Annotated in this window: 24 protein-coding genes; 12 read left to right on the top strand and 12 right to left on the bottom strand. The window is 45.0% G+C overall.

What is annotated here, in order from left to right; translation table 11 throughout:
- The first annotated feature begins 2 nt into the window (after positions 1-2).
- Both PG766_RS11125 and PG766_RS11130 read left to right on the top strand, forming a co-directional pair.
- Positions 3-875 carry an ABC transporter ATP-binding protein gene (locus PG766_RS11125; RefSeq protein ID WP_005333452.1) on the top strand — a complete coding sequence of 291 codons (873 nt, stop codon included), beginning with the start codon at positions 3-5 and terminating at the stop codon, positions 873-875.
- Positions 876-937: 62 nt separating this feature from the next.
- Positions 938-1,339, top strand: a complete 402-nt coding sequence (locus PG766_RS11130) for a winged helix-turn-helix domain-containing protein (protein ID WP_005333454.1) — start codon at positions 938-940, stop codon at positions 1,337-1,339.
- Positions 1,340-1,371: 32 nt separating this feature from the next.
- On the opposite strand, the gene PG766_RS11135 is transcribed toward PG766_RS11130, so the two are convergent.
- The 12 genes from PG766_RS11135 to PG766_RS11190 form a co-directional block, all read right to left on the bottom strand.
- Positions 1,372-1,656: a hypothetical protein gene (locus PG766_RS11135; protein WP_005333456.1), complete on the bottom strand. Its 285-nt coding sequence runs from the start codon at positions 1,654-1,656 to the stop codon at positions 1,372-1,374.
- Positions 1,657-1,711: 55 nt separating this feature from the next.
- Positions 1,712-2,320: a hypothetical protein gene (locus tag PG766_RS11140; protein WP_005333458.1), complete on the bottom strand. Its 609-nt coding sequence runs from the start codon at positions 2,318-2,320 to the stop codon at positions 1,712-1,714.
- Positions 2,320-2,697 carry a hypothetical protein gene (locus PG766_RS11145; protein ID WP_005333460.1) on the bottom strand — a complete coding sequence of 126 codons (378 nt, stop codon included), beginning with the start codon at positions 2,695-2,697 and terminating at the stop codon, positions 2,320-2,322. Before PG766_RS11145 ends, PG766_RS11140 begins: the two co-directional genes overlap by 1 nt.
- A complete protein-coding gene (locus tag PG766_RS11150; RefSeq protein ID WP_005333462.1) occupies positions 2,678-3,256 on the bottom strand; it encodes a hypothetical protein in 579 nt (192 codons plus the stop codon). Before PG766_RS11150 ends, PG766_RS11145 begins: the two co-directional genes overlap by 20 nt.
- 5 nt (positions 3,257-3,261) lie before the next feature.
- Positions 3,262-3,510 (bottom strand): hypothetical protein, encoded by a 249-nt coding sequence (locus PG766_RS11155; protein WP_005333464.1) that lies wholly within the window; start codon positions 3,508-3,510, stop codon positions 3,262-3,264.
- Between the two features lie 19 nt (positions 3,511-3,529).
- Positions 3,530-4,048, bottom strand: coding sequence for an AbrB/MazE/SpoVT family DNA-binding domain-containing protein (locus PG766_RS11160; RefSeq protein WP_005333466.1), 519 nt, complete (start codon positions 4,046-4,048; stop codon positions 3,530-3,532).
- A gap of 62 nt (positions 4,049-4,110) precedes the next feature.
- Positions 4,111-4,797 (bottom strand): hypothetical protein, encoded by a 687-nt coding sequence (locus PG766_RS11165; protein WP_005333468.1) that lies wholly within the window; start codon positions 4,795-4,797, stop codon positions 4,111-4,113.
- Positions 4,798-4,813: 16 nt separating this feature from the next.
- Complete coding sequence (locus PG766_RS11170) at positions 4,814-6,931, bottom strand: vWA domain-containing protein (RefSeq protein ID WP_005333469.1); 2,118 nt, start codon at positions 6,929-6,931, stop codon at positions 4,814-4,816.
- Positions 6,928-7,194, bottom strand: coding sequence for a helix-turn-helix domain-containing protein (locus PG766_RS11175; RefSeq protein ID WP_005333471.1), 267 nt, complete (start codon positions 7,192-7,194; stop codon positions 6,928-6,930). The genes PG766_RS11170 and PG766_RS11175 overlap by 4 nt, the downstream gene beginning before the upstream one ends.
- A gap of 9 nt (positions 7,195-7,203) precedes the next feature.
- Positions 7,204-9,015, bottom strand: a complete 1,812-nt coding sequence (locus PG766_RS11180) for an AAA family ATPase (RefSeq protein WP_005333473.1) — start codon at positions 9,013-9,015, stop codon at positions 7,204-7,206.
- A 16-nt stretch (positions 9,016-9,031) separates the two neighbouring features.
- Positions 9,032-9,808: a hypothetical protein gene (locus PG766_RS11185; RefSeq protein ID WP_022415111.1), complete on the bottom strand. Its 777-nt coding sequence runs from the start codon at positions 9,806-9,808 to the stop codon at positions 9,032-9,034.
- A gap of 141 nt (positions 9,809-9,949) precedes the next feature.
- Positions 9,950-10,651: a single-stranded DNA-binding protein gene (locus tag PG766_RS11190; protein ID WP_005333477.1), complete on the bottom strand. Its 702-nt coding sequence runs from the start codon at positions 10,649-10,651 to the stop codon at positions 9,950-9,952.
- A gap of 325 nt (positions 10,652-10,976) precedes the next feature.
- On the opposite strand from PG766_RS11190, the gene PG766_RS11195 reads away from it, so the two are divergent.
- The 10 genes from PG766_RS11195 to PG766_RS11240 all read left to right on the top strand — a co-directional run bounded on the left by PG766_RS11195 (position 10,977) and on the right by PG766_RS11240 (position 17,322).
- Positions 10,977-11,675 carry a response regulator transcription factor gene (locus PG766_RS11195; RefSeq protein ID WP_005333481.1) on the top strand — a complete coding sequence of 233 codons (699 nt, stop codon included), beginning with the start codon at positions 10,977-10,979 and terminating at the stop codon, positions 11,673-11,675.
- Between the two features lie 77 nt (positions 11,676-11,752).
- On the top strand, positions 11,753-12,679 hold the full coding sequence (locus PG766_RS11200; protein ID WP_008373911.1) for an ABC transporter ATP-binding protein: 927 nt from the start codon (positions 11,753-11,755) through the stop codon (positions 12,677-12,679).
- Positions 12,672-13,523 (top strand): ABC transporter permease, encoded by an 852-nt coding sequence (locus tag PG766_RS11205; RefSeq protein WP_270590811.1) that lies wholly within the window; start codon positions 12,672-12,674, stop codon positions 13,521-13,523. The genes PG766_RS11200 and PG766_RS11205 overlap by 8 nt, the downstream gene beginning before the upstream one ends.
- Positions 13,524-14,420: a sensor histidine kinase gene (locus tag PG766_RS11210; RefSeq protein ID WP_005333486.1), complete on the top strand. Its 897-nt coding sequence runs from the start codon at positions 13,524-13,526 to the stop codon at positions 14,418-14,420.
- Positions 14,421-14,541: 121 nt separating this feature from the next.
- Positions 14,542-14,832, top strand: coding sequence for a hypothetical protein (locus PG766_RS11215; protein ID WP_022415108.1), 291 nt, complete (start codon positions 14,542-14,544; stop codon positions 14,830-14,832).
- 3 nt (positions 14,833-14,835) lie between these two features.
- Complete coding sequence (locus PG766_RS11220) at positions 14,836-15,168, top strand: hypothetical protein (protein ID WP_005333489.1); 333 nt, start codon at positions 14,836-14,838, stop codon at positions 15,166-15,168.
- A 229-nt stretch (positions 15,169-15,397) separates the two neighbouring features.
- Entirely contained in the window at positions 15,398-15,832 is a 435-nt protein-coding gene (locus PG766_RS11225; protein ID WP_005333491.1) for a hypothetical protein, read from the top strand.
- A gap of 3 nt (positions 15,833-15,835) precedes the next feature.
- Complete coding sequence (locus PG766_RS11230; RefSeq protein WP_005333494.1) at positions 15,836-16,195, top strand: YccF domain-containing protein; 360 nt, start codon at positions 15,836-15,838, stop codon at positions 16,193-16,195.
- Between the two features lies 1 nt (position 16,196).
- Positions 16,197-17,033, top strand: a complete 837-nt coding sequence (locus tag PG766_RS11235; RefSeq protein WP_005333496.1) for an EcsC family protein — start codon at positions 16,197-16,199, stop codon at positions 17,031-17,033.
- Positions 16,990-17,322 carry a DUF5301 domain-containing protein gene (locus PG766_RS11240; protein ID WP_005333498.1) on the top strand — a complete coding sequence of 111 codons (333 nt, stop codon included), beginning with the start codon at positions 16,990-16,992 and terminating at the stop codon, positions 17,320-17,322. The genes PG766_RS11235 and PG766_RS11240 overlap by 44 nt, the downstream gene beginning before the upstream one ends.
- Positions 17,323-17,530 lie beyond the last annotated feature (208 nt).

Raw genomic sequence — 17,530 nt, forward strand, 5'->3', positions numbered from 1 at the left:
TTATGAGTATAAGAATAGACGATTTAACAGTAACATTTAAAAATGGAGTGACAGCGGTAGATCATGTGGATCTGGAAATCCCACATGGGATATTTGGTCTGTTAGGTGAAAATGGTGCAGGAAAAACAACGTTGATGCGGGTGCTTACAACGGTGCTTGCACCCACAAGTGGAAAAGTTCTGTTAGATGGTACGCTATATTGCGAAGCAAATTACGAAAAGATACAGAAAAAGATTGGGTATCTGCCACAGGAAATTGATCTGTATCCGTCTTTGACTGTTCGAGAATGTCTGGAGTATATGGGAGATCTGGCTGGAATTGAGAAAAGAGAAAGCAAGAAAAGGATTGATTACTATCTGGAGAAGACCAGTCTTGCAGACCATCAGAAAAAGAAAATGCGGCAGCTTTCAGGTGGAATGAAGCGAAGAGTTGGATTAGTGCAGGCATTACTCCATGAGCCGGATTTTTTAATTGTGGATGAACCAACAACAGGGCTCGATCCGGAGGAACGCATCCGTATCCGTAATTTACTGGTAGATTTTGCAGAAGAACGCACCGTATTATTTTCAACGCATGTGGTGGAGGATCTGATGGCAACCTGTAATCAGCTTGCGGTTATGAAAAAAGGTAGATTCCTTTATACAGGAACAATGAGGGAATTATTGAATAAGGCAAGAGGGCATGTATGGGAATGCTGTACAGAGGACGAAAGCCTTGCAAGAGAATTAGAAAGAAAATATCATATTTCCAGTAAGCAGTATACGGAGGAAGGAATTAGATTAAGACTGTTAGGGGAGAATATGCCGTCAGAAAGTGGATGTATAGCTTGTGACGTAACTTTGGAAGATGCATATATCTATGTAACCAATCGATAAACATTGTTAATGAGGAGTGAAAGCTAAATGCTAAGAAAAGCAGGTGATGTTATGGGAAAGTGATGATTCTTACCATTTCTGATTCCGAAGAGGGAATCCTGAATAAAATTAAATCAGTTCTAGCCTGCGAAAGTACGTTAGAAGTTATGGAGATTACAAATTCTGAAAAGTTGACATTCCAAGGTTTGGAAATAGACCAGCTTCAGCGGAGCGTAATCAAAGATGGTAAGGTTGTGGAACTTACCAGACATGAATATGACCTGCTTTTTTATCTGGCCTTATCCCCCAATCGGGTATTTACAAAAGAACAGATTTACCAGCATATTTATGAGGATGTGGAGTCAGAAGTGGATAACCGTGTCTATGGGTTAGTCAAGAATCTGAGAAAGAAAATAGAAGAAAATCCGGAAGAACCGCACTACATAGAAACGATACGTGGTGTAGGCTACCGTTTTCGGGCATAAAAAGAGCCGTCCGATTGGGCGGCTCGAAGTATTTAAACAGCAGTTTTCTTCACTGCCTGTTTATAGTTACCGGTAGCATCGTAATCTCCAGAGAGGAGCAGATTCTGGCGAAATTGCTCCAGTTTGATCTTGAAGCGTTTCCCATCCTCAACAGTCGTAAGCATGGTAAGAGCTTCTAGCATTCCCTGAATATATCCGGTTAGCAGGTAATATCTGCAGGGTTCTTCCGATGGTGAGATATTGGACAGGGTTTCTTCCAGATGTTCCTGACGTTCCCTGAGCCATGCATCCCAGACATCCAGTTCCAAATCAGTCATGGTGTTCCTCCTTTAAATCTGATGATAATCGTCTTTGGTGTGGAGGGGAGAAGTTTCATGCACAAGCATTTTTCTGCTCCAGATCCAAATATGGATTTGTAAATTCAAAAATAATAAGTTCATCCGCATCGAACATGAGCTCCAACTCTTTTAGTGTAGCTGCTGGATATCCGCAATCTCTGAATCGTTCTAATACGTCTGTTTCCGTTTCAAATGGTTCACCGTCTTCCAGCTTTTCTCCGATTATTAAGCCACATGGAGTCAATAGGCTTTCTTCATATAAGCGGACACAATATCGGTCAGGGAAAAATAGGTGTGCTTCATCCGTGTTATAATAAATTCGTTCTCCAGGTTCTATGCTTTGCATCACAAAGGGAACATGATATGCAGCGGCTATCGCCTGATATGCTTCATAAAGTGGAGTCCATGCTGTCTCTAAAGAAAGTAGAATATACGTATCATTCCATTCCATGTAGCTGACATTTCCACGAAGAGATATTCCGGTGGAATCTATTTTCTTGTGGGAAAATAAATTGCCAATCCAGCATAAATCAGGATTCTGGTTCAGAATGATGTAGGTTTCCAGGTCCTCCCACAAGTCATATAGTCCTTCCGGATTTCCTTCTGTATAAAAGATCACATCATCACAGCAGATATTTGCCATTACACATCCACCTCCGTTCCAAAAGTTTCACCCATATTCTGGTTGGAAACCGTAAGGTTTACAGGGGATAAGGTGCCAGAGGCAAGCCATTGTTCGATTGCATCAATTACCTGCTCCAGCGTGTCGTTATAAGCCACATTGCAGTCTTCCAGTCGGAGAAACTGCAGGTATGCTTCATGAAGAAGGCTTGGATCATCACGCAGCGTTTCATATGGAAGGTTGCAGAGTCCGATTCTTTCCTCCAGACGTTCCATGGAGCGGCGGATGAAGTCGCAGGAAATAAATTGTTCCCGGTAGATGTTATAAGCAGCTTCAAGCTGGTCATAGGTCAAAATAAATGAGACTTTCTCGCAAGGATTAGATGGTTGTTCTTTCATGGTAAATTCCTCCATTCATACTATGATTGGCTGGTGGTACGGATTCTCTTTGTTCGGGAGTAAGATGTACCAGTAGTTTCCAGCGCAGGTCGATTTCTCGGTGAATCCAGGTATCATTTTCATAAACTTCATGTGTCAAAAAATTGTAAATTGTCGGTTCTTTTTCTATATCATCCAGATCTGCGACCAGACAAGTTGCCTGATTCACATAGGGCCAGAGTGCCTGTTCGACCATATGGCGTAGTTCCAGTATCAGAGGATATATCTGTCCTACATCATAGGTTTTGGACATGCAGGAGCTGATTTTCTTCAGCATCCCGGAAGTTTGTATCATCTGGTTGATGACGGTACATTGTTCCTCCACATCTGCATCCGGATTCAGGACCAGCCGGTGGAGCAGCACAGATTTTGCATAGGCAGAAGCGGTCAGGTTGATGTTTCTGACCAGTTCTTCATACGGCTGCTTATACTGTGTCTTCAGCACTTCCAGAGGCACATGTTCCCGGTTCTTCTTTAAGGTGGAGAGGAGCCCCGAAAGGCAGCTCTCCAGTTCTTCCATTCTTGTCAAGCACACATCGCCTCCAGCTCCATCGGAACACGGGTGTAGCTGAGACGGTAAATACTGTTGCAGGTCTCAAATACCACACCGTTTTCGGATACTTCCAGAATACTCTGCACCGGACTGGTAGCAAAGGTCTGGTTATAACTATAGATCCACGCCCGTTCTCCCAGATGGAGGGGCAGGGACAGGATTCCGGTGAGGACATATTCTTTCTTTTGGGTGGTGTGTAAGGTTATATTTGTATTCTTCATTGATTTCACGCTCCTTTCCTTACTTAATTTTGTTTGCAATTACGGCAGCGACCAGTTTAGCGCATCCCAATTCCATCTCGGATAAATGCTGTCCGGTTCTGGAACAGAGAAGAAGTGCCAGCGGCTCTCTGTCTTCCCTTAAAATCGGGAAAAAAGCACAAACCGGTTGACGGGTGTTGGATACCGGGTAGACAGGGCAGTTCTCAGCAGAGATCAGTTCCTGGCCGTCCGCAACCAATTCGGCGAGTTCTTCTGTAACGGGAGTGCCTTCCGGAAGATAGATGCCCGCAGATACGAGTATGTGAGCCTCACTGCAAATTGCGATACCACAGTGGATGACACTGTAGAGGACGGAAAGATAGGAAGCCATTTCCTCTTTTCCGTTTAAGTGGGTAGGGCATTTGCGTAAAAGCAGCTCCATTCCCACATTTTCCAGTTCCAGTGCATCTCCGTCTGAGAGCTTCATTTGTTTCCGGATTTCTGCAGGGATGACGATACGCCCCTGAGAGTCCATGGTCCGGATGAGTGCAATATTCATAACTAAAGTCTCCTTTCTTAAAAAGAGGAGAAGCAGTAAAGTACCGCTTCTCTTCTGAAAATTTAGGCAGCGTAAGGCGGAGCCTGTGCTGTCTGTTGCATTTGACTGTTCTGCTGGTCTGCCAGCATCCGTTTTCCGTTATTGATCAGTGATGCAGCAATCACCGTTTCCCAGTTGGAAATATAGGAATCCGTCCGCTTCAGAAGCGTGAACAGATCCATGTCGGTAAGCTGGATGGCTGTCGTCTTTTCGGACTGGAAGCTGCGTGGCTGCATGTAGGAACCACCGTTCTTATTCTGTGCTTTGATGCCTTTCCCATTTACAATCTGGATTTTCCATGGGCTTTTCATAGGCTGCCCTTTGGAATCATAGGGATGTCTGGAGATATAAAACATCTGGGCTGTGGAATAACCGTTCTGATCGGGATTGCCGTAGATCTTGCTCTGGCTCCATTCAAATTCCTGAAAACCGGAAGTGATCCGGGTTAAGAGGAACTGGATCTGTTCCGGTGCCAGGTTGAAACGGGTGATGATATTCCGGTCTCCGGTACCGTTGGAATAATCCTGAATGGTGATGCAGATTAAAGAATGTACTTTATGCCCGTTTTCCTGATATTCCCCTTTGGCATGTAGCTGTGCATAGTTGCCGAGTGGTGCGTAGCGGAGCCGGTCATAAAAGGCAATGAGTGCCCGGTCATTCTGGATCTTGCAGATCTGGTCGGTAATCCGGTTTTGATAAGTTTCATTCATGAGTATTCACCTTCCTTTATTTGAGATGCTGTTTGACAAGCTGTGCCATATTCTTTGGAAGCTCTTCCAGTTTCGTGATATCCAGGAATCCGTCCTTGTAAATCCTGCGGATATTTTCCTTATCGTCACCAATGGCAGCCGCAAACAGGATGACATCCCGTTTTTCGTATTCTTTCTTGATGCCCCGCAGATCTGCCTCTGCTTCCGTTCCGCTGTAGCCGTAATCGGCTGGCTGACCGTCAGAAATCAGGATCAGCAGCTTCTGAAGCTCCGGGCGTGTGCACAAATGCTCTGCTACGAAGCGGAGAGCTGCGCCGTCCCGGTTCCCGTTGCGGTCGCACATATCCATCAGCCGGTAACAGTCCTCATTGTCCACAGAATCAAATTCTGCATAGGAGTAAAGAGCAACGCCGCCTGCATCCGTGGAATGCCCGTAAATGGTGATAGGGATACCGAGGCTTTTACAGAAATCATAAAGGACAATGGCAGTCTTTCTTGCATGTGTCATCCGGTCACCCCAACCCATCGAACCACTCTCGTCAATCAGGAGGGCAACAGCCAGACGTTTTTCCTCTCCTGGAAGTCTGGTTCTGGTAAAGATGGTTCCGTCTGTCTTATAGAGAGCATGGGAGTCCAGACGTTTTCCAAACAGGAGATTCTTCTGCTTTCCGCCTTGCTGTTCTTCTTTCAAAAGCGGCAGGATGGTGCTTTGCAGCTTTTTGGAAGCCCGCAGGAGCGGGGGAGCAACTGTCTGGTATTCATTCTTCAGGTAATCGGAAACACTGGTCAGGCGATGGATGGTAACATGGATGCCTGCATGGGCATTGCCGTAATGAATATCATTGGCTGTTTTCTGCAGTTCCTCGGTCAGTTCCGTCTGACAGTCTTCCTGCACCTTTTCTGCAGCCACATCGTTCAAGATCCGGAACAGATCCTCTGCAGCATGCTCATAGCCGCTGCCCTGATACTGACTGACATAAGTGACGCCGGGGTTGTTTTCATCCAGAATGGTATTGGTCTTTGTAAGAGCGATGCGCCCGCCTTCTTCCGAAAGCACCTGTTTGGCTTCCTCTATAGCATCCTCTTTGGTACGTGGACCGGAAGGAGCATTGCCCTCATCATTCCCGCTTCCTTTTGGGGAAGCTGGTTTGATATTCTTTGGAATGGCACCGCTTTTTCCGGTCGGAAGAGGAGCGCCGCTGCTGACTTCATCCCCTAGAAGATCTTCCAGAGCATCGGCAGCGGAATCCTCGCCATGCATTTCCAATTCCTCCCGTGTTTTTTCGATGAGCGGCTGGATATAGTTCCAGGTCAGGGCTAAGAGCGCATTGGAAACCAGCATCCGGTCAGTGCCTTTTTCCGATTCCATTGCCGTATCCAGAAGATCGGTACAATCGGAAATGGTATCCAGATAATCCCCCTGATAGCCGGTGGGATTGTTGATGTTTCCGGTCCGGCAATAGGAAAGGATCAGGTTGGCAATGATGGAAAATGGCTGGTATTCTTTGTCAATTTGTTCCTGTATGGAAGGAATCTGTTCGGACATACGCAGGTTATTGAGTTCAATCCCCTGTCGGAAGGTGCCGTGGAATTCCTCACACATACGGTCTTCAATATGGATGTCTTCCAGAATGTTTTGAAAAGTTGCGGCGCATCGTGCCAGTGTCAGGCATCCGGCTTTGTCCTTTTCTTCTAACACTTCTTTGATCTCCTCCAGTGCTGTCTGATAAGCTGGAAGGGATAGCTCCGGCTCCTTCGGATAGAAGGAACCGTTTTCCAGACTCCTCAGATGAACAGCGTGGGCTGTGAAATCAGAATAGAGTAAGTGCCCCACTTCATGCCCGGTGAGCCCTGTCAGGCTCTGGGAACGTAAGAAACGGGTGGGGAAAGACTGGGTGATCGGGTTCGCTGCGTTGAGATGTACCTTATAATTGTCGGTATATGCAACGCCTGCCTGTTCGGAAATGTCCCAGTCCAGCAGTACCTGCAGTCCATACCGGTAACGTCCGGTAACGGCTCTGGCAAGGGAGGTCTGGTACTTCTGATAGGCAGCGGAGAGGAATAACTCCTCATCCGCAATGGAATCCTCTTTTGCCCGGATTAGTTTCTTTAAATTTCTTTGGCTGTGATTCACGTGATATTCTTCCTTTCTTTTCTTAGATTTTTTGTCAGCAGTTCCTCCATCGTGCAGCCGTAATACACAGCAAGGCGAAGGACGGCATAAGCCATCGGGGAGGAGTTTGCATTTTCATAATTCATAATGGTTTTCGGGGGAAGATTTAAGATTCTGGCAACTGCCTTTTGTGATAACTTCGGTGTTTTGGCTTGCCGGAGATAAGACAGATTATCTGCCAGATGCTTTCGGATCTGGGCTTCTGTGAGTGCTGCTTTTCTCATAGGCGTGTCCTACGCAGCAAGCACAGTATCCAGACAGCTTTCTTCCACTTCCGTACGGTTCTCAGCATCGGCAGAGGCAGAGGCAAGCACCGTGTAACGGGCCGCTTCCCGGATATCCCCGCAGACCATGTAGGACTGCACCCAGGAAATCAGCTCCCTCATGCCACAGCAGCCATCTGTAATGAGATTTTCCCGGCAGTAGACAGCCATGGATTTGACAATGCGTGTCATCAGACGTACCGTTTTTGCATCCTTGCATCCGGTAACAGCCATGGCACGTTCTACCTGTGTATCCTCATCCGGTTCATCCAGATCAATCACAAGGTTCATTCGGGAAATGACAGACTGGTTCATCTGTTTACAGCCTGCATAGTCATTGTTTGTGGTGATTACGATGGTCGTATCCGGATGACGGTGGATGGTTTCTCCGTTTGGAAGATATACGCTGTTACAGCGGTCTAAAAGGGAGTTAAGTCCAACCAGTACACCGGGATTAGCAATGACCGTAGGCTCCTGTATCTCAAGAATATACCCATAGCGGATGGCTTCGACTAGAGGCGTATCCACATACTGGAAGTTCTGTCCGGAGGTGTGTTCCTTATAATAGCTGTGCATTTCATCAAAAATCGTATCGATCAGCTTCTGGTAGGTGTCCTCGGCAGAAATTTCTTCATCATAGTTTCCGGTCAGCTTCTGATAGGCACCGGAGGGATCTAACTGGATTTCCTGAAAAGACGGGTACTGCCGCTGAAGCCGGGTGCGTTTTCCGTCCACATCCGGAAGAATCTGACCTAAAAGGTCGAATACCTCTGTATTTGCGGAACAGGTAATGCAGCGGTAAGGAAGGTGAAGTGCGGAAGCAATGGCTTTGGCTCCTTCGGTCTTTCCGGTACCTGCCGGTCCCCGTAAAAGAAAATTCCGCATCGGCTGTGTGGTATCAGTTGTCAGTTTTGCGTGTTCGCAGATCCGTTTGATTTCCGGAGGGATGATGTACCACTCTGCCAATGTCGGAACAGATACCTCCTCTTCCGGAGACAGCCTTCGGGATGCGGTCAGGATAAATTTCCCAACAAAATCATCTCTGGAAATGGCTGCCTGTGCTTTCTTAAATCCACTTCCTGGACGTAACACCTGAAAGTCTCCATGGAGCACTTCGGTTGGTGCATAGACCCCCTTCTGGATATTTAACGGTTTGATCAGCGACAATACGCCGTTTGCCGGAAGGTCAATCTTAACACCACCGGTCGGGAGACCTGATGCATAGCGGGTTCTCCGGTAAATGTTGTCGCAGAGAACGGCTGCTGTTTCCGCAGCGGCGTCCAGATCGGGATAACCGTTGTCCCGGTGCGCTTTTAATTCCTGATACTTTTCATTACACTCTTCATCTGCCAGAAAAACCGGCATCAGTGCGAACAGCAGAGCCGCACCGGACTGTTTGGAGTCTTTAAATTCGTATTTTTCCGGTGTGCTTTCCACATCCGGCGGAGGAGTATAGCAGCCTCCGTAAAACTTTCCGTTTAGCTGGTTGTAGACAACCACCTGAAGATCACCGGTTTTGCTCGGATATTCCGCCACAACAAAATTGTTGGATTGGGTACCGACCGCCCCAAGCTTTTCCGGCGGGGTACTGCCAACCGGGTTTTCCAGCTCCAGATAAGCAAGGACTGCCCGCAGGGTAGCTGCATGAAGCGTGGATTTTTTCCGTGGCTGAGTACAGTATTTGGATGCAATGTCATCAAAGATTGCATGGTCCGTATAATCCTCAAATGGTTCCGGGAGTTTGCGTTTGAACCCCCAGGTTGCTACGATGTTATTTGCCATGATTCGTTCCTCCTTCTTATGAGATCCAGGACAGTTCCAGTGCCTGCTCGGTCTCTTCTGTGGTCAATTCATCTTCAGTAAAAATCTCCGTCAATTCGCCCCAGTAATCTTTGGGCGGGAAATGTTCCAGCTTTCCCCGGACTTCCGGTTCAGTGCCGTTCAGAATATAGACATCTCCCTGCTCGTTGATAAACAGCTTTTCATAGCCCCTTGCCTGTAAGTCACCGACCAATTCCATCAGTAGCGGTTTCCCAATCAGGGAATACCATGATTTGGGATTAACGGCTGGTCTGGAATCCGGATTTCCTTCTGACGGTTCCTTTTTATGTAAGGATTCAATGGTCATCATCTGAAGCGTCAGACTGCCACGGGCATCCATGAGAATTTCCGCAAAATTATAACTTCCGGTATTCCGTGTGCGAATCCGTAATGGTTCCCCATCCAGTATCTGGGAGAGCGGTGGTTCTTTCACAAAATCCCATGTGGCATCCGGGAAGGCTTCCTTGAGCTTTCCGGTAATCTGGAATTTGATCTGTCTCCAGAGAATGGTTTCCAGATCAGGTGTTCCTTCCAGATGACGAGTTCTTTCTGGGCGTTTTCGTAGCTTATGCTCCCTGTTTTTCAGGCGTTCCGTGAAAAGCGGGAGAAGATAACTGAACAGCGTGACTCCGATACCGATCAGGGCAATGCCTGCAATCAGAAGCCGGTTGGCATCCTGTGGTACGAAAAGTGCTGCAAGAAACAGTACAAGCACGACAAACTGTAAGAATTTTTTTCGATTTGATTTTTTCATGAGCTGATTCCTTTCTGATTCATGATTCTTAGACAAGCCCGGAAGCTGGATGGGAAATCGCCGCTTCCGGACATGAAAAAGAGGAACTGCATCATCACAAAGATGATAAATGCAATTCCTCAACATAGGGTTCCTTGAGAGTTAATAGGGCAACTGGGATGCCATCTGTTCCGGCACATTTTGAAAGCCGTCAGTTGGCTGACTGCCCGGCATACCTCCGTAATTTGGCATTCCGGTATAACTGCCCTGCGGCGGGTAGCTGCTCTGTGGCTGACCGGTTCCGTTTGGCGGAGCCTGATACTGTCCGCCATTTGCAGGAGGCGTGTAGGCACCGTTAGCAGGAGCCATTCCCTGCTGTGGATAGCCGCCAGGCATTGCCTGATTCTGGTAGCTGCCATTGGGATTTCCCTGCATTGGGTAGCTGCCATTGCCGGCTGCACCGGGCGTTGCCGCACCACCATTCGGCTGGCTGTTCTGGTTTGCACCCGGATGTCCGGTATTGCTGTCAGAACGGTTGGATGGTACAAAGTGCCAGTCCTTGACATTGATCCTCGGACCGGCATTTGCCTGCCCCGCATTCTTTCCTTTCTGATAAATGAACGGATGAAGCTCCAGATCACCATAGATCATCAGCCCGGTTCCTTTCTTTACGCCTGCTTTTGCTAAGCGTTCTGCAAGGAACTTGTTAAAATAGCACTGATAGTAAATGGTTTCTTCCTTTCCATCCTGGCCTCGCTGTGAAACTGCAATGTCCAGAGAAACATATTCCGTACCGGAATTTTTTCCTTGCTGCATCTCAGGATCTCTTGTGGCCCTCCCTAAAATTGTTAAAATTGCTGACATAAAAATTCTCCTTTCTGCCTCTTTGGGCGTTAAAATAGATTAAAATAAAAAAAGTGCCATTATAGCACCGTATAAAACGGCAGTATAATGACACGATTTTCCAAACTTAAACTGCATATGCTTCTGGATGAATGGTCCAGACTCCCATGACGGGACAGCACAAAAACTTAAATACAAGATTATATTAACACAAGATATAGCATATGTCAAAAGAATTAGAACTATATATAGCATATGTAGACGAGGTGGAAGGATAATATCAAAAGAATTTTGGACATAGTTATAAAAGTGCAATATAATATTGTTTAAATCGGAAAATGGAAGGATGAGAAAAATGGAGCAGAAAAACAGAATTCTGATTGTAGAAGACGATACGGATATCAATAATCTTTTATATACGGCATTACAGAAAGCAGGGTATGAGACGGTACAGGCTTTTTCCGGGACGGAAGCGAGGATGCTGTTCCAGATGGATAAGGCGGGCTTTTCTTTGATTCTATTGGATCTGATGCTTCCGGGAATTTCAGGAGAAGAGGTGCTTGCCCAGATTCGGAAACAGGGCAATACGCCGGTTATTGTCCTGACAGCCAAAGACGGATTGGATGAAAAAATCGGGCTTCTTACCAGTGGGGCAGATGATTACATTACAAAACCGTTTGAGATACAGGAGGTGCTTGCCCGGATTCAGGTTCAGCTCCGCCATATGCAGCAGGAGCCGGAACATAAAAGCGTGTCATATAAAAACCTGGAACTGGACCGTGAGCGCTTTGAAGTCCGGATTGCCGGAGTGCTGCTTCCCAAAATTACAAAGCAGGAATTTGCAATTCTGGAGCTTTTACTGGAGCATCCGAAACAGGTCTTCAGCAAAGAAGAGATTTTTGAATATGCGTGGGATGAACACTATATGGGAGAGACAAAGACACTGGATGTACATATCAGCAATATCCGGAAAAAGATAAAAGCAGTAACGCAGGAGGAATATATTGATACCGTATGGGGAATCGGCTACCGTCTGCATTCTTAATCTTTACTCTTTTTTTACTATTTATTTGCGTTTGATTAGGATTTATCCGATATGATAACAGCAGATAAGAAAAGGAGATGAAAGCATTGAGTGAATTGTTATTAAGTACAAATGGATTGACGAAGCAGTATGGTCATCATAAGGCAGTGGATAAAGTAAACCTTCACATAAAAAAGGGTGCTATCTATGGATTTATCGGACGGAACGGTGCGGGAAAGACGACTTGCCTGAAGATGATCAGTGGACTTGCAAGACCGACAGCCGGAGAGATTGAGATGTTCGGGTGTAAAGGAAAAGAACTGGAGAGGATTCGTTCTCGTGTGGGGTGTCTGATTGAAGCACCGGGGCTGTATGGCAACATGAATGCATATACAAACCTGAAAATAAAATGTGAATTGTTTGGTATTCGGAAAAAGGGATACATCGAAGATATCTTAGAGACGGTCGGACTGGAAGGTGTCGGAAAGAAAAAAACGAAACATTTTTCCCTTGGAATGAAGCAGCGTCTCGGAATCGGGCTGGCACTGGTCGGGGAGCCGGATCTCCTGGTCCTTGATGAACCGATCAATGGGCTTGATCCCCAGGGAATTGCAGAGGTGCGTGATACCATACAGAGACTGCGAGATGAACGGAATATGACGATTTTGATATCCAGTCATATTTTAGAGGAATTATCTAAGATTGCAACGGATTATGGAATTATCCATAATGGAAGTCTTCTGCAGGAGCTGACAAGCGAAGAACTGATGAAACGCTGCAGTGAACGGATTGAAATAGAGTTAATCCATCCGGAGCAGGCAGTCCCGATTCTGGACAGAATGGGATTTACCAACTATCAGGTTACAGATAAGAGCCATATCCATATATTTGAACGATTGAATGAAAGCGCCAATGTCAATATGGAACTGGCAAAAGCAGGAATTTTGGTCAATGGAATTTCCATTACCAGTGAAGAACTGGAAACCTATTTCTTGAATCTGACAGGAGGGAATCAAAATGCTTAATATGATAAAAATGGATCTGTACCGGATGGCCCGGACAAAAAGTATGTATGTGGTATGGATTGTGATGGCGGCAGCTATATTCTTCTCCACATCCATGTCGAAACTGGATATTGATACGATGAACAAGGAAGCGGAACAACAGCAGACAGAAAGCATTGCAGAAACAGTGAAACCAGAAACCATCAATATGGGAATGTCCGTATTCCTGCCGACACAGCCGGGAGAAAAAGTAACGGTCTTTGATCAGGTATATGCAAACCTGCAGGCGAAGTTTGTGGCGTTGTTTCTGGTGATTTTTACAGTGCTGTTTTCCAGTGCAGATATAGGAAGCGGTTATATTAAAAATATCGGCGGGCAGGTAAGGAGCCGGAGAAACCTGATCTTTTCCAAAGCTTCCGTGTTGTTTGTGTATACGACTGTTACCATGCTGCTTTATTTCATCATTCAGATTATTGCACAGCAGATGTACTTCGGATATCTGGAGTGGGGGAATGGAAGCGAGTTGCTGAGATACTTTGGTATTCAGATTTTGCTTCATTATGCACTGGTACTAATCAGTATGGCGATTGCGGTGGTTTTGAACAGCAACGTGTTCAGCATGACGATTGTTATCTGCCTGTGCATGAATACCATGATTGTCTTATACGGAGTGATCAATCATTTGATCCAGAAGGCAGGTGTGGAGAATTTCCAGATTTTGAAATATACAGTGACAGGAAAGATTGCACTTTTATCCATGTCACCGACCAATAAGGAATGCCTGACGGCAGTTGTGATTGCGGCGGCGTTCGGAATCGTGGTTACATTACTGACAGCATGGGTATTCAGAAAGAGAGATATCTAAATGATAAAACTAGGGTTCGTGCTATTGATAGCAGTGATACTGGTACAAGGAATGTTATTTTGGAAATACCAGCGGCAGGTGAAAGACATCTGCCGCCAGTTGTCGTTTCTGATGAAGCACGACAGCAACATGCTGATTACCAGAGAAATGGATTTTGGAGGCATTGGTGAGTTGGCAGATGTTTTAAACGAATGGCTGGAACTGAAGCGAAGGGAAAAGAAGGAATACTTGAAGAAAGAGGAGATGATTTCGGATACATATACAAATCTCTCACATGATATCCGTACTCCTTTGACATCCCTTGACGGATATTTTCAGTTAATGGAAACCTGTGAAGACCAGGAAGAGCAGAGACGGTATATGAAGATCATACAGGAGAGAATCGGCAGCCTGAAAGAAATGCTGGAAGAATTATTTACTTTTACAAAACTTAAAAACGATTCTTTTCATCTGGAAATGTCATCCTGCTGTATCAACAAGATTTTGAAAGATACCATATTTTCCTACTACGATGAATGGACGGGCAGAGGAATTGAACCGGAGATACAGATTACAGATAAACTGCTGTTTATGAACGGAAATGAACAGGGAATCCAGAGAATTTTTCAGAATATCATAAAAAACGGACTGGATCACGGGGAGAAGAAAATCAGTATTTCACTGGAAGAAGTTGAAAACAACATCCGGATACAGATAAAAAATCAAGTATGTCATGTGGAAAAAATAAATGTAGATCAGGTGTTTGAACGGTTTTATAAAGCGGATGAAGCACGCAGTAAGACTTCCAGCGGTCTCGGCTTATCAATTGCGAAAGAGCTGGTACTTCGTATGGATGGGAAAATCAGCGCCCGGATAGAAGGGAATGAGTTCTGTGTGGAGATTGTGTTTCCAAAATAAAAGGAAAAATTTATATTAAAGCAAGTGAAAATGGGGAATGACTTTATATAGGTTTCATGGTAGAATTACAGTAGAAAGAGAAGAGTCACTCAGTCATTTGTTGTATGAAAGGATGAGTATAATGTATAAAGTAGAACTTAAATTTGATACAAGCAAGCTCGCTCCGGAAACGGTAAATCAGATGTGTGAACAGGCAGATCAGATTTTTGAGCAGGAGGATTTAAGCTGTGCAGTCAAAGCCCTTGGAAGCAGGATTTATCTTGACCGGGGACGCAAGCAGGACTATGGAAGATTCTGGGCAGCAATCTTTCAGTTGAAAAACTCCGTAGGAATTGCAGAGAATTTGTTAGAGTGTTTCTGGTATAACGGAACAGAAAAGGAGAACCTGATTACAGACTTTATAAGGAACTAACAGATGGACAGCTTACAGAGGAAAGGCATCAATTTTGACCTGAATACACAAGCACTAAAGGAATATTATCCGAAAGGTGACTGGCATAATGCATATGCGGATGTAAGGGACTTTTTTGAAGCAAACGGATTTGAGCATATTCAGGGATCGGGATATCATTCGGTGGAAGCAATGTCAGAAGCAAAAGCCATGGCAGTTATTTATCAGATGACAAAAGAATTTCCATGGCTCAATTATTGTGTGAATGTGTGTACCATATCAGATGTACCGGAACTGTTTGATATCTCGCATGTATTTGCCAGAGAAGCGGAACGGTTGGAAAAGAAAAATGCATGATTTGACAAATTATTTCCAATATGTTATATTCATCTCAAGCAAAAAAGGGAGTAGCTGAACGCCTTGAAAGAGGTGGTTTTGTAACCGACAACCGGTATCGAGAGATACCCGTAGCAAATGAGATAGCAAGACTTTTATTGTGGCAGAGGTCATGATAGGAGTCTTTTTTTATTATGAAATATAGAAAATCTGCCGCAATAGTCTGCTAAAAAGAAAGAGAGGATAAACGATGAGTAACGAAATGATGAAACGGGAAATGCAGGAAGCAGTACAGGCAGGGGAGCGGGCGCTTCAGAGCCTTTACGCAGCAAGGGATAAGTTGGGAAGTGCGAGAAACTGGGGCATTTTTGATATGCTTGGAGGAGGCTTTATCAGTGACTTTGTGAAGCATTCTAAAATGAATGACGCAGCTGCGTTGATGGAACAGGCGAAAAGCGATATTCAGCGTTTTCAGAGAGAATTAAGAGATGTGCAGGTTTCCTTGGATCTGCGCATGGAAATCGGCAGCTTCCTTTCCTTTGCGGATTTCTTTCTGGACGGGCTGGTGGCAGATTATATGGTGCAGAGCAAGATTGCAGATGCAAGAGAACAGGTGGATGATGCCATCAACCGGATAGAAAAGATACTTGCTGATGTGAAAAATCGGATGAATGGGGAGGTGTAGCATATGGGATGCCTGGGAAATGTGTTGTGGTTTGTGTTTGGCGGCGCAGTCAGTGGGCTGAGCTGGTGTCTGGCAGGTTGTCTCTGGTGTATTACCGTTGTGGGGATTCCGGTGGGGATGCAGTGTTTTAAATTTGCGGCGCTTAGTTTTTTCCCCTTTGGAAAAGAGGTGCAGTATGGTGGCGGAGCTGGTTCGTTCCTTTTGAATATCATCTGGCTGATTGTATCCGGTCTGCCTCTTGCACTGGAGCATCTGGCGTTGGGTACAGCTTTATGTGTGACGATTATCGGAATCCCGTTTGGTTTACAGCAGTTTAAACTGGCGAAACTGGCATTGATGCCGTTTGGTGCGGAGGTGTATTAAGATGCGATTATTTGATAAAAGGACACCGCTTCAGAAGGAGTGGGAAAAGCTGGAAGTACAGGAGCAGAGATTCCTTCAGAAGCGTTCAGAGAAAAGGGAGAGCATTCTGAATCAGAAACTGGAGGAAAAGATACCGCCGAAACTTCAGAAAACATTGGATACCGCTTTTGCGAAGGCATTTGCTCTGATTTTCGAGAAAGGAACCGGGGTTATTGAAAAGACGTATCAGCGGACAAAACTGGAGCAGGATTATCAGGTGCGGCAGTATATGGCGGATGTAAAGCAGAATTCCAAATCCCTCCGCTCTTTTTCTAAAAAGGCAAGAGATACGGGAACAAAGAATTTACTGCTATCCGGTGTGTCTGGAATCGGGATGGGCGTATTGGGAATCGGTCTGCCGGATATTCCGGTATTTACAGGGATGATTTTAAAGAATATTTATGAGACTGCTCTGCAGTATGGATACAGCTATGAAAGCAGGGAAGAAAAATATTTTATCTTATTATTGATCCGGGGAGCAGTATCCTATGGGGATACACTTTGTGAGATTGACGGGAAAGTAAATGAATTTATCAGAAACGGAATACTGCCGGAAGAGTATCAGGATAAGGAGCAGATCGAACAAACGGCGGGAGCTTTGTCAAAAGAGCTTCTGTATATGAAGTTCTTACAGGGAATTCCGGTGGTTGGTGCTGTAGGCGGAGCTTATGATGCAGTCTACATGAAACGGATCACAGAGTATGCAGAGCTGAAATACCGGCACAGGTATCTGGCGGGGCGGAAAAAGGCAGAGAATGGACAATTATGTAAAAGGTGTAAAAGTTATAGAGATATATGATGCCGCAAATAAGGAATTGCTGGTAAAGTATGATGATAAGCATAATATAGACAAGGTTATTTCTGCTTTAAATATAAAATCATGGAAAGAGACAGAAAAAAGCATAGGTATGAACCCTAAATATACCATAAAATTTTATTGCGATACTACGAACCAAGATGAAGAAAAAGATATAAAAGAAATTACCCTTTATGAAAATGGGGAATATGCTACGATTTTTATTACTTCTCCTGGCGGAGTAAAACAAAACTATAAAACGAGCATTGATATTTCTGAATTGGTTATCTAATAATATTTGTGTAATGAGAATGAAAATCTAATTCTTTCAAGTTTAACTAAGACATTCCCGGAGCAAATGCTCATGGCATTGAAGCGGATACAAACACTATTGTTTGATAGAAATAAGAGAGGTTATTTATAATAAAATGAGCCGCCAGAACTGTAGGGGTGATGCAGTGGTATGCTCCCCGTCAAGAGGACAATAAAAAATAATAAAT

This window comes from Coprococcus sp. LG101-27, assembly GCF_027695515.1.
Lineage (GTDB): Bacteria > Bacillota > Clostridia > Lachnospirales > Lachnospiraceae > Allocoprococcus > Allocoprococcus comes.